The sequence below is a fragment of the Telmatobacter bradus genome, assembly GCF_048629425.1.
In the GTDB taxonomy this organism is placed as follows: domain Bacteria; phylum Acidobacteriota; class Terriglobia; order Terriglobales; family Acidobacteriaceae; genus Telmatobacter; species Telmatobacter bradus.
In genome coordinates, this window is the sequence record NZ_CP184532.1 from 4,755,392 (window position 1) to 4,775,383 (window position 19,992).

Consider the following 19,992-nt stretch of genomic DNA (forward strand, 5'->3'; position numbering starts at 1 on the left):
GATTCTGCGCACCAGACGCAGCATAAGAAAAATGTATTCTGCTTTGCATGCACCACCAACCTGCCGCCGGGAACCTTTCCGCGCCCGCCAGTGTCCAAACTAGAGGAGAGTTCTGCGCCCGCGTGTGCAGCCACGAACGTGTACCCTGAAGTTTGAAAGCTTTTCGAGGACGGAGACAAATGACGATGCGCTGGATTGCAGGTTTGGCAGCAATGGCCTTGTTGGCTGGAAGTGGGGCCATAGCACAGGCCGGGGGGGCCAAACCGGCTCAGCCGAAGGTCGCGGCAAACGCGCCCCAGGCTGCCTCCGATGGAGCATTGCCCGACGCCTTTGCCGGCTGGGAGCTGATTGGCACCGTCAAGCCGCTCGCCGACCCGGCGCAGGCCGACGCCGCGAGCGCCGCTGTCCTCAAGGAATACGGCCTGACCGGCGGCTTAGCCGCTGCGTACAAGCGCGACGGCCAGACGCTCACCGTGCATGCCCTGCACTTTCCCGATGCCACCGGCGCATTTGGCGCCTACAGCTTTTATCGCCAGAACAACTGGCCCAAGGAAGAGATCGGCTCCGGCGCAAGCTCCTTTCACAATCGCGTAATTTTCTGGAAGGGCAACACGCTCATCGACGCCACCTTCTTCCAGGTGGGCTCCATGTCGGGCTCTGAGCTGCGGGAGCTGGCCAAACAGATTTCCGACGCCGGGGGCAGCCGCGCCATGCTGCCGCCGATTCTGGCCAACCTGCCCAAAGGCGACCTGGACGGCCAGACCACCCACTATGCCGTGGGCGCTGCCGGCTACGCTGGCGCGGGCGGCGTGCTGCCCGCCGACGTTGTGGGCTTTGACCGTGGTGCCGAGACCGTTACCGCCGGCTACAAGCTCAGCAGCGGCCCGGCCACGCTCACCCTCATCAACTACCCCACCCCCCAGATGGCCGAGGCCATGGAAGGCCGCATCCGCGCCTACATTCAGGCCGGCAACCAGGCTCAGCCCGCCTGGACCAAGCCCCTGATGGAGAGCGACCGCGCCTCGCTCGAAGTGCGCCGCAGCGGTCCGCTGGTGATTCTGGTCAGCGGCGACGCCATTCCCAAGGAAAGCCACAAGCTGCTTGAGCTGGTGCACTACGAAGCCGACGTCACCAACCTGCCCCGCGTGGGCGGCGACACCGAGGTTACCCGCACCGGCAAACTGCTGATGGGCATTGCCGCTCTGGTCATCGTCGGCGGCAGCGCCGCGCTTCTGCTGGGCTTCTTTCTGGGCGGCGGACGCGCCCTCTACCGTATCGCCCGGGGCAAGCCAGCCAGCTCCCTCTACGACGAGGAGTTCATCCGCATCGACCTCTCGACGGCAAAACAGCAGACGGCCGAGTCCGAAGACAAGCCGGACCTGAAGGGTTAACAGACGGTTTGGCCTGTGGAAAACACCGGCTTTAGTTCCAGGAAACCGGCAGGAAAACCGGCAGATTCAAGACGTTAGAGGGCGAAGACCTGACGAAACCCGGCCAGAACCCGAAAAACGCGCTGCGGACGCAAATCATTGAAAGAATAAGTAGTTATTTCTTCAAAGATTTCCCCTTGACACTGCCCGCCCTCGCTCCTACTATGCAGCCAGAAAGTTCTAATGGCTTTGCCTCCGTTGGAACTATTCTCCCTAAGGGAAGGGCCGCCCTGTTGCCGGGTGGCCCTTTCCGTTTTTCCCCATGCTTCAGAGGCTGCCCGCTTCAGGAAGAGGCTTCTGTCCAGCGATGGCCACACTCCTCGCAAAACCAGTGATTTTCTGGCTTTACGGACTCCAGCACGGGGTCCTGAGCCTGGCAGGACGGGCAAACGGGCGGCATGTACTCCGGCTCCTCTTCGCTCTCCTCCTGCTGCTCGTGGACAATCTCTGCCGGAATCGGCTCAGTAGCAATCTGGCGGGCTAAATCGAGCTGGTCGGCAGCCACCACCACGCGATTAAAGTGCAGATCCCAGCGCATACTGGTACGCGGTCCCTCGGCCCAGGCGTCCACGCCCTTGAGCCGCAGCGCTGCGGCCAGCTGCAGAGCCTCCTCGGCCGTCTCGCAGTCGCACAAGTGCGTTTTCCAGGTGAGCTCGGACTCCTTTTGCACGGCACTGTCCGCCTCGTCTGACTCGCCTTCCGCCTCCTCTTCCACGCGCTGCTCCCACGAAAGATCCCTCAGCAGCGGCCCCGGAGCACTGAAGAACGGATCGCCCGGAGAACCGGGAAAGCTGTACCCAAGCGCCCCGGCTGAGCGTACAGGTTCTGGTGCAAGTTCCTCTTCCGCAATGGGTTCACGCTTAATCTTGGGCGGCTCGACCGCCCGCTCCAGGCCACGATTCTTCATCTCGGCAGCCAGCACTTGGCGGGCCATCGGGATCAGATCGTCGGGTGTTTCGGCCAACGCCAGCAACTCAGCGTCATAGAACTGGTGATAGCGCTCAACCAGTTGCAGCCACTCTTCCTGCGGGTTCTGGAACATGACCCGCAGTATAAAACGCCGCGTGGCCAAACTGTGTTTTTTTGCAGCAATGCCGCCCGAGTACGCATCTATATCTGCAGAAGTTTGAGTAAGCTGCAGGAAATGTCAGACGGTGCCCATGTTTCTTCACCGTTTGCCGATAAACCTGCCAGGTCGGAAATGGCTGGAGAAATGACTGCGTCTGTGGTAGTCTATTGATCTCTGTGAGGATGCGCGCCCCTTTGCCCCAAAAATGAGCTCCGGCTCGCGGGCCACCCAGGAAGAACCTGAAGCGCTTGTCATCCTGTTCCGAGTCATTATCCGTAACCCCATTGGGCGGGTCCCGTGGGGCTGTGTCTATTTGTGCCTTCCTTTACGGGAGCACACGCCAGCCCGCGCGCCGTTGTGCAGCCCCGGCGCCGCAACAGACTGCACAGGAGAGTAGCGCGTCCCACTATGGATGAAAAATTCGAACACGAGCACGATATTGAAGGTTTGATTGAGGTCGGCAAGGAAAAGGGATACCTGACCTACAACGACGTCAACGACATGATGCCGGACGACCTGCATGCGCCCGACGATCTGGACGACCTGATCACCACCATCGGCACTCAGGGCATTGACCTGCTGGATAGCCCGAAGTTTGGTGCCGACAAGGACTTCGACGCTGAAGAAGGCGAAGACGTCGAACTCGATCTTACGCCCGGCACCCTTGAAAAGACCAATGACCCGGTCCGCATGTATCTGCGCGAGATGGGCACCGTGCCGCTGCTCACCCGCGAAGGCGAAGTCGAAATCGCCAAGCGCATTGAGCGCGGACAGTTGCGTGTGATGAAGGCCATCAGCCGTTCGCCCATCGTCATTCGCGAGATCATCGCCCTCGGCGAAGATCTGAAGCGTGGTGTGCGCAACGTCAAGGAAGTCGTGGTCTTCGACGAAGAGGAACTGACCGAGGATGTGGTGCAGGCCCGCGTCAAGTCCACCGTCGTCCGCGTCGACGCGCTCATCAAGCACCAGAAGAAGATTGCATCCTTTGAAGAAAAGATTGTGCCCCTGCCAGCCAACGCCCCCAAGGCCAAGGTCAAGGAGATTCGCCACAATCGCTGGATGATCGCCCGCGAGCGCATCTACATTTCGCGCATCGTCCGCGAGCTCAAGTACACGCCCATGGAGCGCAAGCGCCTGCTCGACAAGGTCAACAAGACCGTCGACAACATGCGCACGCTGGAGCGCCAGATCCGCTCGCTCGACCAGAAGTTTGACCAGAGCAAGAGCGAGGAGCTCAAGAAGGAATATCGCCGCCAGCAGAAGAACTGCAAGGTGGATCTGGAAAAGCTCGAATCCGACGCCAGCGTCAGCGTATCCGAGCTCAAGCGCACCCAGCGCGAGATGATTCAGGGCGACATGGACGCCGAGCAGGCCAAGCGCGAGCTGATCGAGGCTAACCTCCGTCTGGTCGTCTCCATCGCCAAGAAGTACACCAATCGCGGCTTGCAGTTCCTTGACCTGATTCAGGAAGGCAACATCGGCCTGATGAAGGCCGTCGACAAGTTCGAGTATCGCCGTGGTTACAAGTTCTCCACCTACGCCACCTGGTGGATCCGTCAGGCCATTACCCGCGCCATCGCCGATCAGGCCCGCACCATCCGCATTCCGGTGCACATGATCGAGACGATCAACAAGCTGATCCGCACCAGCCGTCAGCTGGTGCAGGAGCTTGGCCGCGAGCCCAGCAGCGAAGAGATTGCCCGCCGCATGGACATTCCCGTCGCCAAGGTCCGCAAGGTGCTCAAGATCGCGCAGGAACCGATCTCACTGGAAACGCCCATCGGCGAAGAAGAAGATTCGCACCTCGGCGATTTCATCGAAGATCGTCAGGCCGTTTCGCCTTCCGAGGCCGTCATCAGCGTGAACCTGAAGGAATACACCTCGCAGGTTCTGCGCACCCTGACTCCACGCGAAGAGCGCGTGATCAAGATGCGTTTTGGCCTGGAAGACGGCAGCGAGCACACCCTCGAAGAAGTAGGCCAGAGCTTCCAGGTTACCCGCGAGCGTATTCGCCAGATCGAAGCCAAGGCCCTGCGCAAGCTCCGCCACCCCAGCCGCAGCCGCAAGCTGAAGGCCTTCGTCGATGGCGTGAAGGAAACGCTCTAAACCTGGTAAATCTGCTTCTCCAAAACCGGTCGTGCCCACATGGGCACGACCGGTTTACTTTGTGTGCGTCCATATCCGTGCAATGAATTTTCGCTCCATGTCGGCTCGTCCCTCCATGCACTGCAGCCCGCCCATTTACAATGAAATCCGTGCAGCCTGAAACGTCTAAACACATCATCCTGGCCGAAAACCTGACCAAGGTTTACGAGGCCGGGCGCCTGAAGGTCACCGCGCTTGATGGAATTTCTCTTTCCATCGCGCCGGGAGAGTTTGTTGCCATCGTCGGGCCTTCGGGTTCGGGCAAGTCCACGCTCTTTTACCTGCTGGGCGGCCTCACACAGGCCACTTCCGGCCGCGTGGTCATTGATGGCGTTGATTTCGCCACTCTGAACGATGCCGAGCGGACCCATCTGCGCAAGCATCGCATCGGTTTCATCTTCCAGAAGTTCAACCTGCTGCCTACGCTTTCGGCCATGGGCAACATCGAACTCGGCTATGAGATCAGCGACCGCAAGGAACCGCTGGACAAGGCCTACCTGGAGCACCTGAGCGACCTGCTCTCCATTCAGGGCCGGCTCAAGCATCGCCCCTCCGAGCTGAGCGGCGGTGAGCAGCAGCGTGTGGCCATTGCCCGCGCCCTGGTGGCCCGCCCGGCCATCGTGCTGGCCGACGAGCCTACCGGCAACCTGGACAGCAAGAACTCCGATGCCGTGCTCAAGATGCTGGTGCGCTCCAATCGCGAGCTGGGCCAGACCACGCTGATGATCACCCACAACCCCGAGGCAGCCGCCATCGCCAGCCGCATTCTGTACATGCGCGACGGGCAGATCGTGAAGGAAGAGAAGGGTTCTTTGCAGCCCCTCGCCTAGAGCAGATTCAAAAGAACCGTGCAGTGTGAAAGAGTGTGCAGGGTGCCGTTTTCTTGAGGAAAACGACACTTTGATCCATCACCCCCTCTACGGTAATTCTGAATTTGCTATAACCCCTGTGGAACACTGCTCCGAGAGGCATTCTGGAGCAGCATTTTCACCGCGTCCTGAGCGGGCTTCCGGCGTTTTCCACGGTTTCCACCGTTGCCGTTTGACCTGCCCCTTGTGGTTCGATATACTTGATCTTGTTAAGCGGGAGTAGCTCAGTGGTAGAGCATCGCCTTGCCAAGGCGAGGGTCGCGAGTTCAAATCTCGTCTCCCGCTCCAAGTCATCCTCCGGGTTTTCCGGACAGGTTACGGTGACTTGAGCGACCGCATAGGTTTTCCCAGCAGCCTACCAAGGCGCGGTACCCAAGTGGTAAGGGAGAGGTCTGCAAAACCTTTATGCGCCGGTTCGATCCCGGCCCGCGCCTCCAATATTTTCTGTATCAAATTCTTTTAAAATCAGCCTATAAACGCCTCGCATGAGCCATGTGCTCCCGTGCGGGGGTATTTGTATTCTGCCACCATTGCCGAACGGGCTCTTCTTGTTTTCTGTGCATACTGTAAAAAAATCCCCACCGCGGAGAACCGCGATGGGGATCAGTTTTGGTACGAGAGTAGTGAATGAGTTAGAAGGTGATGCGGCCGGAGAACTGGAAGTCACGATTGCCAGTGACCGCAGTTACTTCGCCAAAGGTATTGGTTGAAAGGGTTTCATCCTGCGACGACCAGGCGGCACTGATGGTGCTTGGCGTGACTGTGTTGGTCACGTTAAAGCAATCCGCCTGGAAGACAAACTTGGCGTCGCCTGAGCGCGTCAGGTTGAAGGAGCGCTGCAAGTTTGCATTGATGTTGTACACACTCGGATAGGTGAGACCGACGCGCGAAAGCTCGGTGCGCGGGGCATCGCCAATCTTGGTATACGGCACTGCGGCACTACCTGCATTCGTGCCAGTAATCGTATTCGGCGTACTGAAGGCTGCGGAGTTGAGGTAGTGCTTAGCTGCCGTGTTCTTGCCGCCCACACCCTTCAACCACTTGCCATTTTCCCTGATCTTGTTTCTCATGCCATCCACAAGATCAGGCATGCAAGTACCCACCGAGTACTGGTTGCAGGTGCTGCCGGTAATCAGCAGCGGAACGCCCGAATGGTACGTGAAGATGCCCGCAAACTTCCAATCGCTTGCAATACTACGCACAAACAGATTACTACCGCCGATGTGTCCCTTGCCAAAAGGCAAGTTAGCCACGCCATAGAGGTTCAGATTCTGCGGCTCGTTGGTGGTTGTCAGATCGCGATCAGCGCGGTTGTTGCCCGGCATCGCCTTGCCATTCGAAGACATGCTGGCCGGAACAGCCCATGAAGCGCGCGTGGTGCCGTCGTCGCCAATGTTCTTCGAATAGGTGTAGTTGAACGTGTAGGTCACGCCCTTCCAGTCACGCTGTGCCAGCGTAATCTGCAGGGAGTTGTAGTTGACGTTGGCAATGTTGTCCCACTCCGCGCTGGGTGGAGACGAGTACTGCGGATACGGACGAGTCCAGCGACCAATAGTAGGAGTCGTGCTAGCATTGCCCGCGTTAGCATACCAGGTAGCAACTGCAAGGCTGGGATCAGCAGCCATGGCTGACGCAACATTCGCTGTAGTGGCCTGCGCCGCCATCATATGCGTTGTTCCATCCGCGGCGTAGAGCGGGCTGAGAGCCGCAACGTGGTTCATGTCCGGGTAGCCGGACCAGAAACCCGGAACAGTTGCGCCATCCACAAAGTGGCCTTCGCTGCCCGCGTAGTTGATAGAGAGGGTGATTTTATTGGTGAGGGCGCGCTGAATACCAAAGTTGAAGAACTCGAACTCGGGCGCGCGGCCGGAAAGATACGGATCAGCATACGCAGGCGCACTACCCGGAGTTACATAGCTGCCCGAGCTCACATAGTTGCCTGTATCCAGCGTCAGAGAAGATGCTGAAGGCGTGAGCGCGGCGGGAATCGAATATCCCACGCCACCAAAGTTGCTGTTGGTGTATCCCTCTGCAGCAGAAAAACCAGAGCTGGTGTTCAGGTAGAAGGAAGGCCCTGCGCTGGAACCAGAGGTTACAGCCGTAGGCAGAATGATGTTGGAGCCGAAACCTAACGAACTGGCACCGGTGCCTGCACCCGCACGACCGCCTACGCCGCCAGCATGCGTGTAGGAGACAGAAAAGCCAGCACGAACAACCGTCTTATCGTTGGCCTGCCATGCTAAACCAAGACGCGGTCCCCAGTTCTTCCAGTAGGTCTGTACAGGGGTGCGGCACATGCAACTGATCCCCGCGCCGTGGTTACCGGCAAACTCCAGTGAACCATAGGTTCCTGTAGCGGCGTTGATCCAGTTGGGCTGGAAGAAGCTCCAGCGATCATTAACCTCATGATACGGAGGCATGAAATCCCAGCGCAACCCCAGATTCATGGTCAGACGCGGCGTAATCTTCCAGTCATCCTGCACATACGGAGCGAAGGGTCTGTAGCGTCCACCCAGAGTTGCATAGGTAGGAACGGAGGTACTTGCACTATGCACAGCACCCAGAAGGAAGCTGGCATAGGAGTAGCCATATGCCGTTGCAAGAGTTTTTCCTGTCGTAAGCAACGACGTTCCGCTGTATTGCGCAGTATCAAGCGGCGACCAGGTCTGCGTATACACACCGGAGTGCGTGATCTGCGCGCTGACGTTGTCTTCCAGCCACTGGTACTGAATACCAAAGGTCAGAAGATGCTTACCCTTGCTCCACTGCAGATTGTCAAGCAACGTAAAGGTGTTGGGAACCGTCTTGCTGGACGCATCCGATGCACCGCACTCCGTCCATGCAGTCTGCACTGCAGTGAAGTAAGTGGAGGTTGAAAAGGAGGAGCAAGGGAAGTTCTCCGATGCCTGCCCTGCGGGCAAACCAGTAATGCCAGCATCGGTTGCCCAGCTTCCACCCGCCGTTGGCGCGTACGTGCCGCCACCCTGACGGGTAAATCCATACTTGAGCTGATTCACGATTGTCGAGGATGCAACCCATTGATGCTCGATAATCATGTTCACAGGTATAACGTTTGAATCAACACCCACGGTATAGGGCTTAGGCAAAACCGAGCCATAGCCGATGGAGTGACGAGCGCCACGCGTATACACAAATGAAACACGCTGCGAATGCGTCAGATCGTAGTCGAACTTGAGGACCAGCGAGTGATTGTCATAGCCAGAGATTCCCGAAGCAAGATAGTTCAGAGTTGTGCTCGAGAGCGACTGTGACGGCATAAAGCTTTGTTCGTACTGCGAAATCGGCGAAATATAGGTTGGGTTGATGACGTTGGTAGTACCACCATAGGCAAACACCGAGCGAGAGCATGTACTACCTGAGCAGGTATTAACAAACGGATTGAAAACGTGGCTGCCAGTACCCAACTCGGTAAAATTGCCTTCCCGCATCAACGTCGTGGGAACGGTATCCAGCACTGGCGTCGCAGAATTGCGACCGTGGAACTCATCCCAGTTGGCAAAGAAGAACAATTTTTCTGACAGGCTCTTCGTGTATTTCGTCTTAGGCAGCGGACCACCCAGGGCAATGGAAATTTCGTTCAGATGTTCCTGCGGCTTGCCAGCTGCAACGGTTGTCGAAACACCATTCACGACCGCCACTTTGGTTGCCCAGGGCTGCGTGAATCCCCACGTATCGAAGGCCCTGTTACGTACGAAGTCGGAAACCGATCCGTGATACTCCTTGCCACCCGACTTGGTGGTAAAGCTCATCGAACCAGCGCCCTGATACTCGGCCGTTGCGCCGCTGGTCTGAATTGACATCTGGTCAACCGACTCTACCGCAATCGAGTTGGAAACCGGCCGGTTGTCGCTCTGCATGTTGGCGGTTGTGGTGGGAATTCCGTCCAGGTAAACCTCGGAAGCGTAATTGCCCGTTCCGGAAAAGTTCGGTGCTCTAGAACCGCTCTGCGCACCCGGAGCCAGCGTGCCGTAAGAAGTGGCATCACGCTGCTGGGCGTTCATAATGAACGGCAGGCTTTCGTACACCTCGTGGGTGACGGTTGCACCCAGCGTCGCATTGGTGGTTTCCAACTGCGGCGGCGTATCCGTCACGGTAACGGTTTCATTGGCCGCGCCCAGCTTCAACTTAGCGTTGTAGCCGGTGATGCTCATGCCGTTGACTTCGATGTTTTCCTGCTTCAGGGTTTCAAACCCGTCAGCCGTCACGGTGATGGTGTAGATACCCGGAATCAACGGAGTGATTTCGTACACGCCCGCGGAAGACGAGGTACGCTCAGATGCGACTCCGGAGGCCTGGTTGATGGCCGTCACGGTCGCATGGGCAACCGCCGCGCCACCGGGATCCAGAACAGTTCCTTCCAGTGCGCCCTGGCCGCCCGTCTGGGCCATCAATGGAGCAGTGAGCCCCACTAACACCCCCAACAGCAGGACAAGGATTGGTTTTGCGAAAGTCGCAGCGCTCGTTTGCGTAGTACTGCACAAACGCGTAAAACGTTTTCTTATAAACCCCGATGTTTTCTGGCCCGGGTGAGTGGTGCTCATGCTTCCCATTGTTTGGCCTTCCCTTAAAGAGAAATCATGGAACCATAACTTTATAGAGAGGGCAGGAAATATCTGTCAAGAAAAAAGTTTACATTAGAAACGCATGTTACCTTTGCAAGCAACTTCCCGCCACAGATATATCACGTAAAATGTAGATGAATAAAGCGATAAAATAAATACTCCAGGCTGCACATTCTTCCTCGTTATTGTTTCAATTTTGTTCATATTTACGCTCAAATACGAACTTTATTTCCGCTCCCTACAAGAGCGACCTTGTCCAAAATGTTCCTGGGCCAGAGAAGCTTCCCCGCTATCTGCCCGCGCAGCAGGCGTACAGCTACCCTATTTTTGCTTTAGTCTTTGAAGAGATTTGCTGCACCCTCCGCAGCGCAGACAGAAGGTTCTTCTCTGCCCATGATTACGCTTTTTGTAGCTGGCGGCGCGCTTGCCGCATGGATCTATTTGACCGGCTTTCATGGCCGCTTCTGGCAATCGGGCCCGGAACTGGAACCTGGCGCATCCTCGGGCAACGCCCGCGTAGCCGTTGTGGTGCCAGCCCGCGATGAGGCGGAGAGCATCACCGCCTCGCTCACCTCGCTGCTGGCGCAAGAGTACTCCGGCCCGCTCAGCGTGATTCTGGTGGACGACAACAGCAGCGACGGCACCGGCGCAATCGCCCGCAGCCTTGCACAGCGTGAGCTGGCGCGGAATAACCGCCTGACCGTGCTGGACGGCGCTCCGCTGGCAGCCGGCTGGAGCGGCAAGCTCTGGGCCGTACATCAGGGCCTGCAGCACCCTGCCGCCTGTGCGGCGGAGTTTATTTTGCTAACCGACGCCGACATTACACATGAACCCGCGCACGTGGCCAAGCTGGTGGCCAAGGCTGAGGCTGACGGGCGCGACATGGTCAGTGAGATGGTGCGCCTGCACTGCGACACCGGGGCCGAGCGGGCGCTGATTCCCGCCTTCATCTTCTTCTTTCAGATGCTCTACCCCTTTGCCTGGGTCAACGATGCAAAGCGGAGCATGGCGGGCGCGGCGGGTGGCACCATCCTGATTCGCCGCACGGCACTGGAGCGCATCGGCGGCGTGGAATCCATCCGCCGGGAACTGATCGACGATTGCGCCCTGGCCCGCGCGGTGAAAAAGACCGGCGGCAGCCTGTGGCTGGGCCATGCCGACCGCACCGTCTCGGAACGCATCTACGCCGACTGGCGGGAGGTGTGGGACATGATCGCCCGCACGGCTTACGTGCAGCTGAATCATTCACCGCTGCTGCTGGCAGGCTGCGCGCTGGGCATGGCGCTGCTGTATCTGGCCGCGCCGCTGCTCACCTTTGCCGCGCATGGCCCCGCACACTGGCTGGCCCTGTCCGCATGGCTGCTGATGGCCCTCAGCTTTCAGCCCACGCTGCGCCGCTACCATCGTTCCCCGCTCTGGGGACTGGCACTGCCAGCCATTGGACTCTTCTACCTGTGCGCCACCGTCACCTCGGCCCTGCGTCACTACGCTGGTCGCGGCGGCGGATGGAAGAATCGCGTCTACCCGCAATAGCCAGACCGGGAACTGGGCACAAAAAAAGGCCCACACCGTTTCCATTCGCAAGAACGGACGCGGTGTGGGCCTTTTGTCTTCTGCTTGTTTTTACTCGTTCATGGCGAAGGCGCGACCGGCGGCCAGCAACTGAGCCACGGCCTCCTTCGAGCAGCTTTCGGTGTAGATGCGCATCAGCGGCTCGGTGCCACTGGCGCGGAAGAGCAGCCAGGTTTCCGCCGCGTTTGGCTTGCTGGCAGCCTGCGGATTCTCCAGATAGAACTTCACGCCGTCCAGCGTCTCCTGCCGCAGAATCTTCATGCCGGCCAGCGTATCGCCAGCCTTGAGCACACGGGCACGGGCGATGGCAGCGTTCTTGATCTCTTCGGGAATGTGCAGGTCGATGCGGCCATACTGGTGCTCGCCGTACTCGGCCTGCAGATCGGCCACCAACTGGCCCAGAGTCTTCTTCTCGTCGGCCATCACGTTGGCCAGCACCAGGCAGTTCAGCAGGCCATCGCGCTCCGGCAGATGGCGCTGGAAGCCGATGCCGCCCGACTCCTCGCCGCCCATCAGAATCTCGCGCTCCAGCATGTAGTCGCAGACAAACTTGAAGCCGATACCGTGCTCGATCAGCTCGCGGCCATGCTTCTGGCAGATGCGATCCAGCATCTTGGTGGTGTTGAAGGCGCGAGTAACGGCGCCGGGCCAGTTTTTGTGCTTCAGCACCCAGCTCAGAATCACCGAGTAGATCTTGTGCGGATCAACAAAGTTGCCGTTTTCGTCGGTAGCGCCAATGCGGTCGGCGTCGCCGTCGGTACACAAGCCAGCCTGGCAGTGGTTGGCCTTGGTCGCCTCACCAAGAGCGCGGATGTGCGGCTCAATGGGCTCGGGATTGATGCCCGGGAAGGTCGGATCGGGATTGGAACGGATGGCCACATTTTCTACTCCAAGACGAGTAAAGATCTCGGAGAGGATCGTGCCGCCCGCGCCATACATGGAATCGATGCAGAACTTCATGCCGCTCTTGGCGATGGCGTCCAGATCGACGAAGGCCTCAATGGCCTGCAGATACTCCGGCACAAAGTCGACGGGAGTGATTGTGGCAGGCTTGGCCACCGGCTGGGCAGGCTTGTCAAGGAAGGTCTCGATCTCGGCAATCATCGAAGGCTTACCCGAGCCACCGTACCAGCCCTTGTACTTCACGCCGTTCCATTCCGCCGGATTGTGCGAACTGGTAATCATGATGCCGCCGGCGCGATTGTGCTGACGCACACCATAGCTGAGCGCCGGGGTGGGCGTAATGCCCGTGGCCAGCTCAACGGGAATACCGGCCGCAGCCACTACCTGAGCGCAGGTTTCAGCAAATGCCTTGGAGCCGAAGCGGGTGTCATAGCCAATGCAAACGCCCTTGGAAGCATCTTCCTTGGCCAGCACATAGGCTGCAATGGCGCCGGCGGCCGTGCGCACATTGGCAAAAGTGAAGTCATCGGCGATGCGGCCACGCCAGCCGTCGGTACCAAATTTGATCTGGGGATGTGCCATTTTGTATATCAACTTCCTGTGTGAATGTAACTGTTTATCATACGCCTGCAGTAAGAAAATTTATCCCGCCGAAAGCCGGAACGAACCACCTTCAGAAATGTCAAACTTCCTGCCCGCTGCGGCAAAAGAACAGGGCGCGGAATCTCTTCCACGCCCAGCTATTGATTCTGATTGTGAGAAACCCTACTTAGCTTTGGCCGCCTGAGCATCCTTGACCGCCTGATTGGCCTTGGCGTTCTTGGCATCCTTGGCTGCCTTGTCTTCCGCTTCCGCCTGAGCATCCAGGCCGTGCGTCGGATCGCGATGCAGGAACTTGCGGCTGACGTCAGGCCAGAACTCCTGGAATACCGCGCCTAGTCCGCCTTCTGCCGTGACCAGCATACCGTCGGAGAAGGCCTGTCCTACGCCGCTATTATCGCTCGACGGATAGTACAGATTGGAAATTGCGCCGGCCGTGATGTTGCCAGCCACATTCGAGATGTTCGGCTGCCAGTGGCCGTTGTCGCCCTTGCAAACGAATGAGGTGCCTATCGCATAGGCCGCACGGTGGATCACGGTTCCATGGCCCAGACGATAGAAGCGCGGGTCCTGGTGAAGCAGAACTGGATACAGGCCGTTGCCGATGATGTCGCTGGAGACGGTATCCAGGTAAGCAGCGCCGGAACGCTTACCGTAGCCCTCAGCGCCCCACCCAAAACCAGTATCGTCGTCCATGGCCTCGCGGTAGCCAGCCATCAGAAGAGCTCCGGCAAAAGCGAAGGGGTCAATGCTGGCATGATAGGCCAGCTGCATCTTCTGGCTGGCGGACAATGGAGCCGTGGCCTTGCCGCGATAACTGACGTTGAACGAGGGAACAATGCCCAGAACACGCTGGTGCTCTTCTTCCTTCAGCTGAGTTGCGGCCTTCTGGTGCTGGTCCGCCGTGGTGGCCTGAGGTGCATTGGCCGGGGCCGACGTCTGGCTGGCAGCGGCTGGTTCCTGCGGCAGTGCCGAGGACGAGTCGCCCGGCAGAGCTGGTTGCTCGTTCATGGCAATCTGGACCTGCGGAGCATCGGGAAGCGGAGAAGCAGACTGCTGTGCACTGGCAGGAACAAAGCTACCGAGTCCAAAGGTCACAACGCACACAATCAAAGAAGACGACAAACGACGACAAAAATGCATTCACTCACCTAAGGTTGAGGGTTATCAACGGAAAATTCCGTCAGGCGTATCCGCCCTGGCTGTGCACAGTTCACTCTGGCTCCCTAAAGCAAAACCAGAGCACTGCATCCTGGAAAAGTTGTGCAGCGTCGCCGCTCCATGTGAGTTGCGCCGACTGGGGCATCTAGCCCCAGGAAAAGAGCAATTCTGGTTTTGCTTTAGCTCATTCCTGACATTCGGCAGGCAGAGGGCGACAGACACACCGTCCCTCCAACCCGATAAGGCTTGTACAGATTACAACCAGACCGCGTACACTAGTTCTCTTCGTTAGACGTCTTTTTCGGCTTATGAGTCTAAAAAGATGAGCCCCATCAATAAATTCCCTGAAAATTCCCTGAAAATCAGACCGTCTTGCACTATTTTTCATGCAAAACGGCCCAATCTCTTCCAACACCTCAGGATTCCACGCGTCCTTATTCTGCAGCGAAGTCGATAAAACCATGCTCCGGGTTAGTGGAAACCAGCCGGACCTCCAGACGGTCGCCCACATCCAGTCCCTTGCCGCCCTCCACCAGCTTGCCCTCCACATGGGGGTCGAGAATGCGCACAAAAATACCGTAGTGGTTCACGCCGGTCACAATAGCGTGATACTTCTGCCCCACATGCGAATGCAGCACCACGGCGGCAATGCGTTTTTGCATCTCGCGCTCCACCTTGCGGGCGGCGTCTTCCATCTGGGTGCAGCGGGTGGCAACGGCGTTCAGCTCGTCGGCCGTGTAGGGCTGATTCTTGCCCGCGATCCGAGCCTTTAGAATGCGCTGGGTAATTACGTCCGGATAGCGGCGGTTGGGCGCGGTGGAGTGCGTGTAGTCCTGCACGGCAAGGCCGAAGTGGCCGGGCGAAATCTCGTTGGGCCGCACCAGCATGTACTCGCCGGGGCCCATCAGCTTGACCACCGCCAACGATAGATCCGGAAAGCGTTCTGGATCCTTCTGTTTACGCCGAAGCAGAAAGTCGTTAAGCGCCTTGGAGTCGGGCTCGGCGGGCAGGACTTCTCCCATTCCAGCAGCCAAGGCCACAATGCGCTCCCAGCGCTTGGGCGTACGCACCACGCGGCGAATGCTGGCAATGCCTGCCTCTTCAAAGCTGCGGGCAATCACCCCATTGGCCGCCACCATGAACTCCTCAATCAGCGAGGTGGCGCGGTTCTTCTCCAGCCGCTTGATCTCCACCGCCTCCTCGGCCAGCATCACCGGACGGGTTTCGATCGTCTCCAGATCGAGCGCTCCATGCTGATAACGTCCGCCCAACATGCGGCGGGCAGCCGTATCTTGCAGACGTACCTGGGCCGCCAGCGCGGCGCTCTCCTCAATCTTGTGCGGAGCTGCGGCGTGGCCCTCCAGCCATGCGCCCACCGACGGGTAAGCAAGCTGGGCATGATTCCTCACCATGGCGCGGTAGGCCTTGCCGCCGCTGACGCCGCCAGCCTGGTCCACGCAGAACTCGATAACCACGGCCAGCCGGTCCTGATCCTCATTCAGCGAAGTCATGCCCTCGCTGCACTCCACCGGCAGCATCGGAAAAACCTTGACGCCGGTGTAGACCGAAGTGGTTTCGCTCTGGGCATGCGTGTCGAGCAGCGCCCCCTTGGGGATGCGTGCATCCACATCGGCCACGCCCACCAGCACGCGAATGCGGCCATCGGGCAGTTGCTCGGCCCACTCAATCTGGTCCAGATCCTTGGACGTATCGTTGTCGATCGACGACCAGAGCCGCTTGCGCAGGTCCTGAATGCCGTCTCCTGCGGAAGGCGGTACCTGCGCGCGCAGATGGGCCAGTTCGGAGTCGGTTCCCTCGGGAAAATCCGGGTCAAAGCCGTGCTCGATCATGGCCGCATGAGCCGCGGCCACCAGATTGAAGTGATAGGCGTGTCGTGCATGTGTCGGCAAGTGCGCTCCTCCATACGACAGGCCAGCCTATCAGATCCGCGTTAATCGCTGCTCACCACATCCACGGCAAAGGAAGTGCTGCGGCTGACGGTCACATTGTTGACGTACTGCGAAGCCGTCAGCTTGAAGGTGGCCACCCCCAGCGGCGTTCCACTGGCAGTTGCCGTAGTGGCATTGCCGCAACCCAGTCCCGCACCCGCCAGACCTGCCAGCAACAGAAGCAGCGTCAGAAGCCGGTGCACCGTTCGGCCAGTATGTTTTTCGATCAGCCTGCGGGCCTTGCGACCGGAGGGCAGCAGAAAGAAGCCTAGCAGCGCCAGCACCGTTCCACCCGCCGCCCGCGACCACAGCGGAGCCTTCTTCCGCAGCATTGTGGTCGTGGTCCCGCTGCTATTGGTGGTGACTGTTACCGTAATGGTGGCCGTGGGCGTCACCTGCTGGGCGCTGGGCGTGCAGGTCATGTCGTCCGCCGTATCGTCTTCTGTGCAAACCACGTTGATGGTCCCGGTGTATCCGCCCAAAGCGCTGAGGACGAAGGAATCCGTGCCCGTACCGCCCTTCACAATGGTCAAGTACTCAGAGTTGCTGGACGACGCCGTGATCGAGAAGTCCTGCACCGTAACGCTGGTGGCGGCAGAGGTGCTGGTCTGGTAGTAGCTGTCGCCCAAATACACCGCCGTAATCGTGTCCGTCCCACCGGCAAGCCCGGAGCTGCTGGCGGTCATCGAAGCCGTGCAAGTGGAAACATCGCTCGACCCCACCTCCGCGAGCGTGCAGGAGCCAATCACAGTAGTACCGCTCAAAAACTCCACCGAACCCGTGGGATAGCTCTCCGAAGTGGACTGCGAATCCGGCGTCACCGTGGCCGTCAGCGTTTCCGAGGTGCCGGGTGTAACCGTCGTCGCGCTGACGCTAAACGTGGTTGTGGTGCTGATCAATGCGCTGGAAATGACCGAAACCGCAGAGCTGGTCGAGGTGGCATAGACCGTGCTGCCGTTGTAAATCGCCTCGATGCTGTGGGTTTCTCCAGTCTTCAATGTACCGGCTGCAACCGTCAGAATTGCAGATCCGCTGGAGAGCGTCACTGTCCCCAGTGTCGTGCTGGTAGTCGTATCGTAGAATTCGACCGTCCCGGTGGGCGTGGTAGTCAAAGTGCTGTTCGAAGCCACAGTTGCTGTCAGCGTAAAGGACCGGCTGGCGCTTACCGTGGTCGCTGAAGTTGTCAGCGTGGTGCTGGAGGCCGCCAGCAGAACCACGCTGAGAGAGCTGGATGCCTGCGTTGCAAAGGTTGAATTGCCCTCGTAAGTGGCATACAGCAGGTTTGTTCCCGTGCTCAGGCTGCTGCCCGAAAGTGTATAGGTAGCCACGCCACTTGAAATCGTGGCCGTATCCAGAGTATCCCCGGTCGTAGCGTCAGAAAATACCACCGAACCGGTGGGCGTGGTGGTCACCGTGCTGTCATTCGAGGCCACGGTAACATCCAGCACAACCGAACCCGTGCTGGAAATCGACTGGCTCACGGTGGTCCATGTGACCTCCGCAGCCGTCGTTCCCGTAGTCTGCGGCCAGGCCTTCACCAGCGCCTGCGCATTCACTGAGCCCAGTCCGCTGGCCAGATCGTAGCCCGTAGCCGCCGTATAGCCAATCTGCCCACTGCTGCTGCAACCCGAAGTGGAGGCCTCGCAGCTTAGTGCTGCGCTGCCCTCCGTGACATCGCTGTAAACGCCGCTGCTGGAAGCCAGCGCGTGCAGTCTTGCCGCCAGATTGCCCTGTGCGCCGTACTCTTCCGCCAGCAATGCGCCCACTCCGGCAAAGATTGCCACCGAAGCTCCGCTGCCTCCGGCCCGCTCCAGCGTACTGCCAGTCGCACTCGACGCACTGGAGGCGCTCGACAGAAAAAAGGCCAGTCCAGGGTTCACACTAGCGTCCTCCGCCGTGGGCAGCGCCACGTCCGGCAGAAAGCGCCCGCTTGTACTTTGCCCGGCGGCCGTGGCCTGCGCCCGCGCCCTCAGCGTCGAGCCACTGCTGCTGCTGCCCTGCCAACTGGGAGCTGAATAGGCCGTGCTGACGCCGCCGCCGCTGGCGTAGGCCGGTTGTGACTGGCTGCTTGGCGTCCAGGCCGCCAACGCACTGCTGGTGGCTCCCGCCGCGCTGAAGGAGGCCACACCCACCGCGGTATTCCACGCTGTGGAAGCCAGTCCATTCACCGCATAGCCACTGCTGACGGGCGTAGTGCTGCCCGCCACCGCGCAGGCTGCCGCGCCACTGTCGCCAGTGGCGGCCACCACAGCAATTCCCTCCGCCGCCGCCTGCTGGTAGAGCGCCTGATAAAACGCCTGATGCGCCGTGCTCAAGTTCGCCTCGCAATTCGAGTAGCCCACCGCAACGGTCGAGGCCAGTTGGCCATCTACAATCGCCGCCAGCGACAGGTCCACACCATCGGTGGCCACCGTGGTAGCCGCCGGAACCAGCAGAATTGTTGCGCCTGGAGCCGCTGCTCCTGCCCAGGAAGCCTCCAGCGTGGCCGCCGCCTGATCCGCAGTCAGGCCCGGATCGTCCCCATTCGGTTGCACCGCAACGGCGTTGGCTGTAAGACCAAAGCTCGCCCGAAAAGCCGCCACATCCGCCGCGTTGATGTTGCTGCGGGTGGCAATGGCAACCGTCTGCCCTGCGCCGGTCACGCCCGCCGTCTGCAGCACATCCAGATGCAAAAGGGACAGCTCCAGCTTGGGGCTCAGTGCCTCGGCTCCGCTGGCCGAAGTCAGCGCGGCCAGCGCCGCTGCCGTCGTCGTTGTGGCCTGCGGCGTGGTCACGGCGGCTGCCGCCAGCGATCCATCCAGAGAAACCAGTCCCTCAATCACCGGAACCAGCGCCGAAGGCACGGAAATTGCACTATTCACCCCCAGACGGCTTCCACTCGCCGTCGCATAGGAGTGAACCTGCGTCTGAAATACCTGCTCTACCTGCCCCGCCGTGCCACTGAACTCGATCCAGCCCCGGCTGGCGGGAAGCGCCGCCACCGTAAAGCCTTCGCTCTGCAGCCACGCCACCACCTGCGCCACATCGGCAGTTGAATTGGCATAGGAACTGGCATACGTCGCAGGCGTAAGCCACTGATGATAGACACCAGACCCCGTACTGCTCAGATTGGTCAATTCCGTAGCAAGCGCCTGCTGCTGGGCAGTCGAAGACTGCAGCAGAAGCACCATGCGGCTCAACGGCTGGCTCTGCGAGGCCTCACCCTGATCGACGGCTACACGGCTCGACGACGGTCCGCTGCCCGCCAGAACCACCGCCGTGGAACTCCGCCAATCCCCCACCAAACGCGACGTTGAACTGCTGGAAGTGCTGCTTTGTGCCGTCTCGCCAAAAACACAGGCTGTGCCCAGCATGGCCAGCGCGGCAAGAACAAGACTCCGTCCGAAGCATAGAGACAATTTCATCATCGTGATCGCAGGTTCCTGAGCTATAGAGCATTTTCGGAATACGCGTAGACTTTTCAAGGGGCGTGCAAGGTGCCTTTTCTTAAGGAAAAAAGCACTTAGCCGCCAGCTTTCGGTCTACAGCAATTCCGAAGATGCTGTAACGGTTCGGCCGCTGGCCTGGAGGGTATGATTCCGGCTTCGCAGGCGCCCTCGGTTTCCGGGCAGATGCCTAGCAAAGCGATAGACTTGGCCCTGATTGTATAGCGGAGTTGGTACAGGAAACAGTGCTTTCTTCCTCCGCGCACTCTTCTTTGCACCCCACAAA

The 19,992-nt window shown here is 59.3% G+C and carries 10 protein-coding genes and 2 tRNA genes; 6 read left to right on the forward strand and 6 right to left on the reverse strand.

All coding sequences use genetic code 11. The features are described from left to right. Positions 1-179: 179 nt before the first annotated feature. Positions 180-1,391, forward strand: coding sequence for a DUF6599 family protein (locus ACOBR2_RS19785; protein WP_420237805.1), 1,212 nt, complete (start codon positions 180-182; stop codon positions 1,389-1,391). A 322-nt stretch (positions 1,392-1,713) separates the two neighbouring features. Here the strand turns inward: ACOBR2_RS19785 and ACOBR2_RS19790 are convergent, their stop codons facing one another. Continuing rightward, entirely contained in the window at positions 1,714-2,472 is a 759-nt protein-coding gene (locus tag ACOBR2_RS19790) for a hypothetical protein (RefSeq protein WP_420237806.1), read from the reverse strand. A 435-nt stretch (positions 2,473-2,907) separates the two neighbouring features. Between ACOBR2_RS19790 and rpoD the strand changes: the two genes are divergently transcribed. The 4 genes from rpoD (at position 2,908) to ACOBR2_RS19810 (ending at position 5,950) form a co-directional block, all read left to right on the forward strand. Further along, positions 2,908-4,605: an RNA polymerase sigma factor RpoD gene (rpoD, locus tag ACOBR2_RS19795; RefSeq protein ID WP_420237807.1), complete on the forward strand. Its 1,698-nt coding sequence runs from the start codon at positions 2,908-2,910 to the stop codon at positions 4,603-4,605. A 149-nt stretch (positions 4,606-4,754) separates the two neighbouring features. After that, complete coding sequence (locus tag ACOBR2_RS19800; RefSeq protein ID WP_420237808.1) at positions 4,755-5,474, forward strand: ABC transporter ATP-binding protein; 720 nt, start codon at positions 4,755-4,757, stop codon at positions 5,472-5,474. 252 nt (positions 5,475-5,726) lie between these two features. Beyond that, a tRNA-Gly gene (locus ACOBR2_RS19805) sits at positions 5,727-5,801 on the forward strand. A gap of 74 nt (positions 5,802-5,875) precedes the next feature. Continuing rightward, a tRNA-Cys gene (locus tag ACOBR2_RS19810) sits at positions 5,876-5,950 on the forward strand. 195 nt (positions 5,951-6,145) lie between these two features. On the opposite strand, the gene ACOBR2_RS19815 is transcribed toward ACOBR2_RS19810, so the two are convergent. After that, a complete protein-coding gene (locus ACOBR2_RS19815; protein WP_420237809.1) occupies positions 6,146-9,922 on the reverse strand; it encodes a TonB-dependent receptor domain-containing protein in 3,777 nt (1,258 codons plus the stop codon). A gap of 567 nt (positions 9,923-10,489) precedes the next feature. On the opposite strand from ACOBR2_RS19815, the gene ACOBR2_RS19820 reads away from it, so the two are divergent. After that, positions 10,490-11,629, forward strand: coding sequence for a glycosyltransferase (locus ACOBR2_RS19820; protein WP_420237810.1), 1,140 nt, complete (start codon positions 10,490-10,492; stop codon positions 11,627-11,629). Positions 11,630-11,719: 90 nt separating this feature from the next. On the opposite strand, the gene ACOBR2_RS19825 is transcribed toward ACOBR2_RS19820, so the two are convergent. The 4 genes from ACOBR2_RS19825 to ACOBR2_RS19840 all read right to left on the reverse strand — a co-directional run bounded on the left by ACOBR2_RS19825 (position 11,720) and on the right by ACOBR2_RS19840 (position 19,688). Next, complete coding sequence (locus tag ACOBR2_RS19825) at positions 11,720-13,153, reverse strand: phosphoglucomutase/phosphomannomutase family protein (protein ID WP_420237811.1); 1,434 nt, start codon at positions 13,151-13,153, stop codon at positions 11,720-11,722. A gap of 183 nt (positions 13,154-13,336) precedes the next feature. Next, the gene (locus tag ACOBR2_RS19830) at positions 13,337-14,269 is read right to left on the reverse strand and encodes a carboxypeptidase regulatory-like domain-containing protein (RefSeq protein ID WP_420237812.1); all 933 of its coding nucleotides are present in this window, start codon (positions 14,267-14,269) and stop codon (positions 13,337-13,339) included. 497 nt (positions 14,270-14,766) lie between these two features. Then, positions 14,767-16,242, reverse strand: a complete 1,476-nt coding sequence (locus ACOBR2_RS19835) for an RNB domain-containing ribonuclease (protein WP_420237813.1) — start codon at positions 16,240-16,242, stop codon at positions 14,767-14,769. A gap of 41 nt (positions 16,243-16,283) precedes the next feature. After that, complete coding sequence (locus ACOBR2_RS19840; RefSeq protein WP_420237814.1) at positions 16,284-19,688, reverse strand: Ig-like domain repeat protein; 3,405 nt, start codon at positions 19,686-19,688, stop codon at positions 16,284-16,286. Between the last annotated feature and the right edge of the window lie 304 nt (positions 19,689-19,992).

Bases quoted from the DNA above. Each gene is read 5' to 3' on its own strand.
- ACOBR2_RS19785 (WP_420237805.1), top strand. From the start codon at position 180: ATGACGATGCGCTGGATTGCAGGTTTGGCAGCAATGGCCTTGTTGGCT.
- ACOBR2_RS19790 (WP_420237806.1), bottom strand. From the start codon at position 2,472: ATGTTCCAGAACCCGCAGGAAGAGTGGCTGCAACTGGTTGAGCGCTAT.
- rpoD (WP_420237807.1), top strand. From the start codon at position 2,908: ATGGATGAAAAATTCGAACACGAGCACGATATTGAAGGTTTGATTGAG.
- ACOBR2_RS19815 (WP_420237809.1), bottom strand. From the start codon at position 9,922: ATGGCCCAGACGGGCGGCCAGGGCGCACTGGAAGGAACTGTTCTGGAT.
- ACOBR2_RS19820 (WP_420237810.1), top strand. From the start codon at position 10,490: ATGATTACGCTTTTTGTAGCTGGCGGCGCGCTTGCCGCATGGATCTAT.
- ACOBR2_RS19825 (WP_420237811.1), bottom strand. From the start codon at position 13,153: ATGGCACATCCCCAGATCAAATTTGGTACCGACGGCTGGCGTGGCCGC.
- ACOBR2_RS19840 (WP_420237814.1), bottom strand. From the start codon at position 19,688: ATGATGAAATTGTCTCTATGCTTCGGACGGAGTCTTGTTCTTGCCGCG.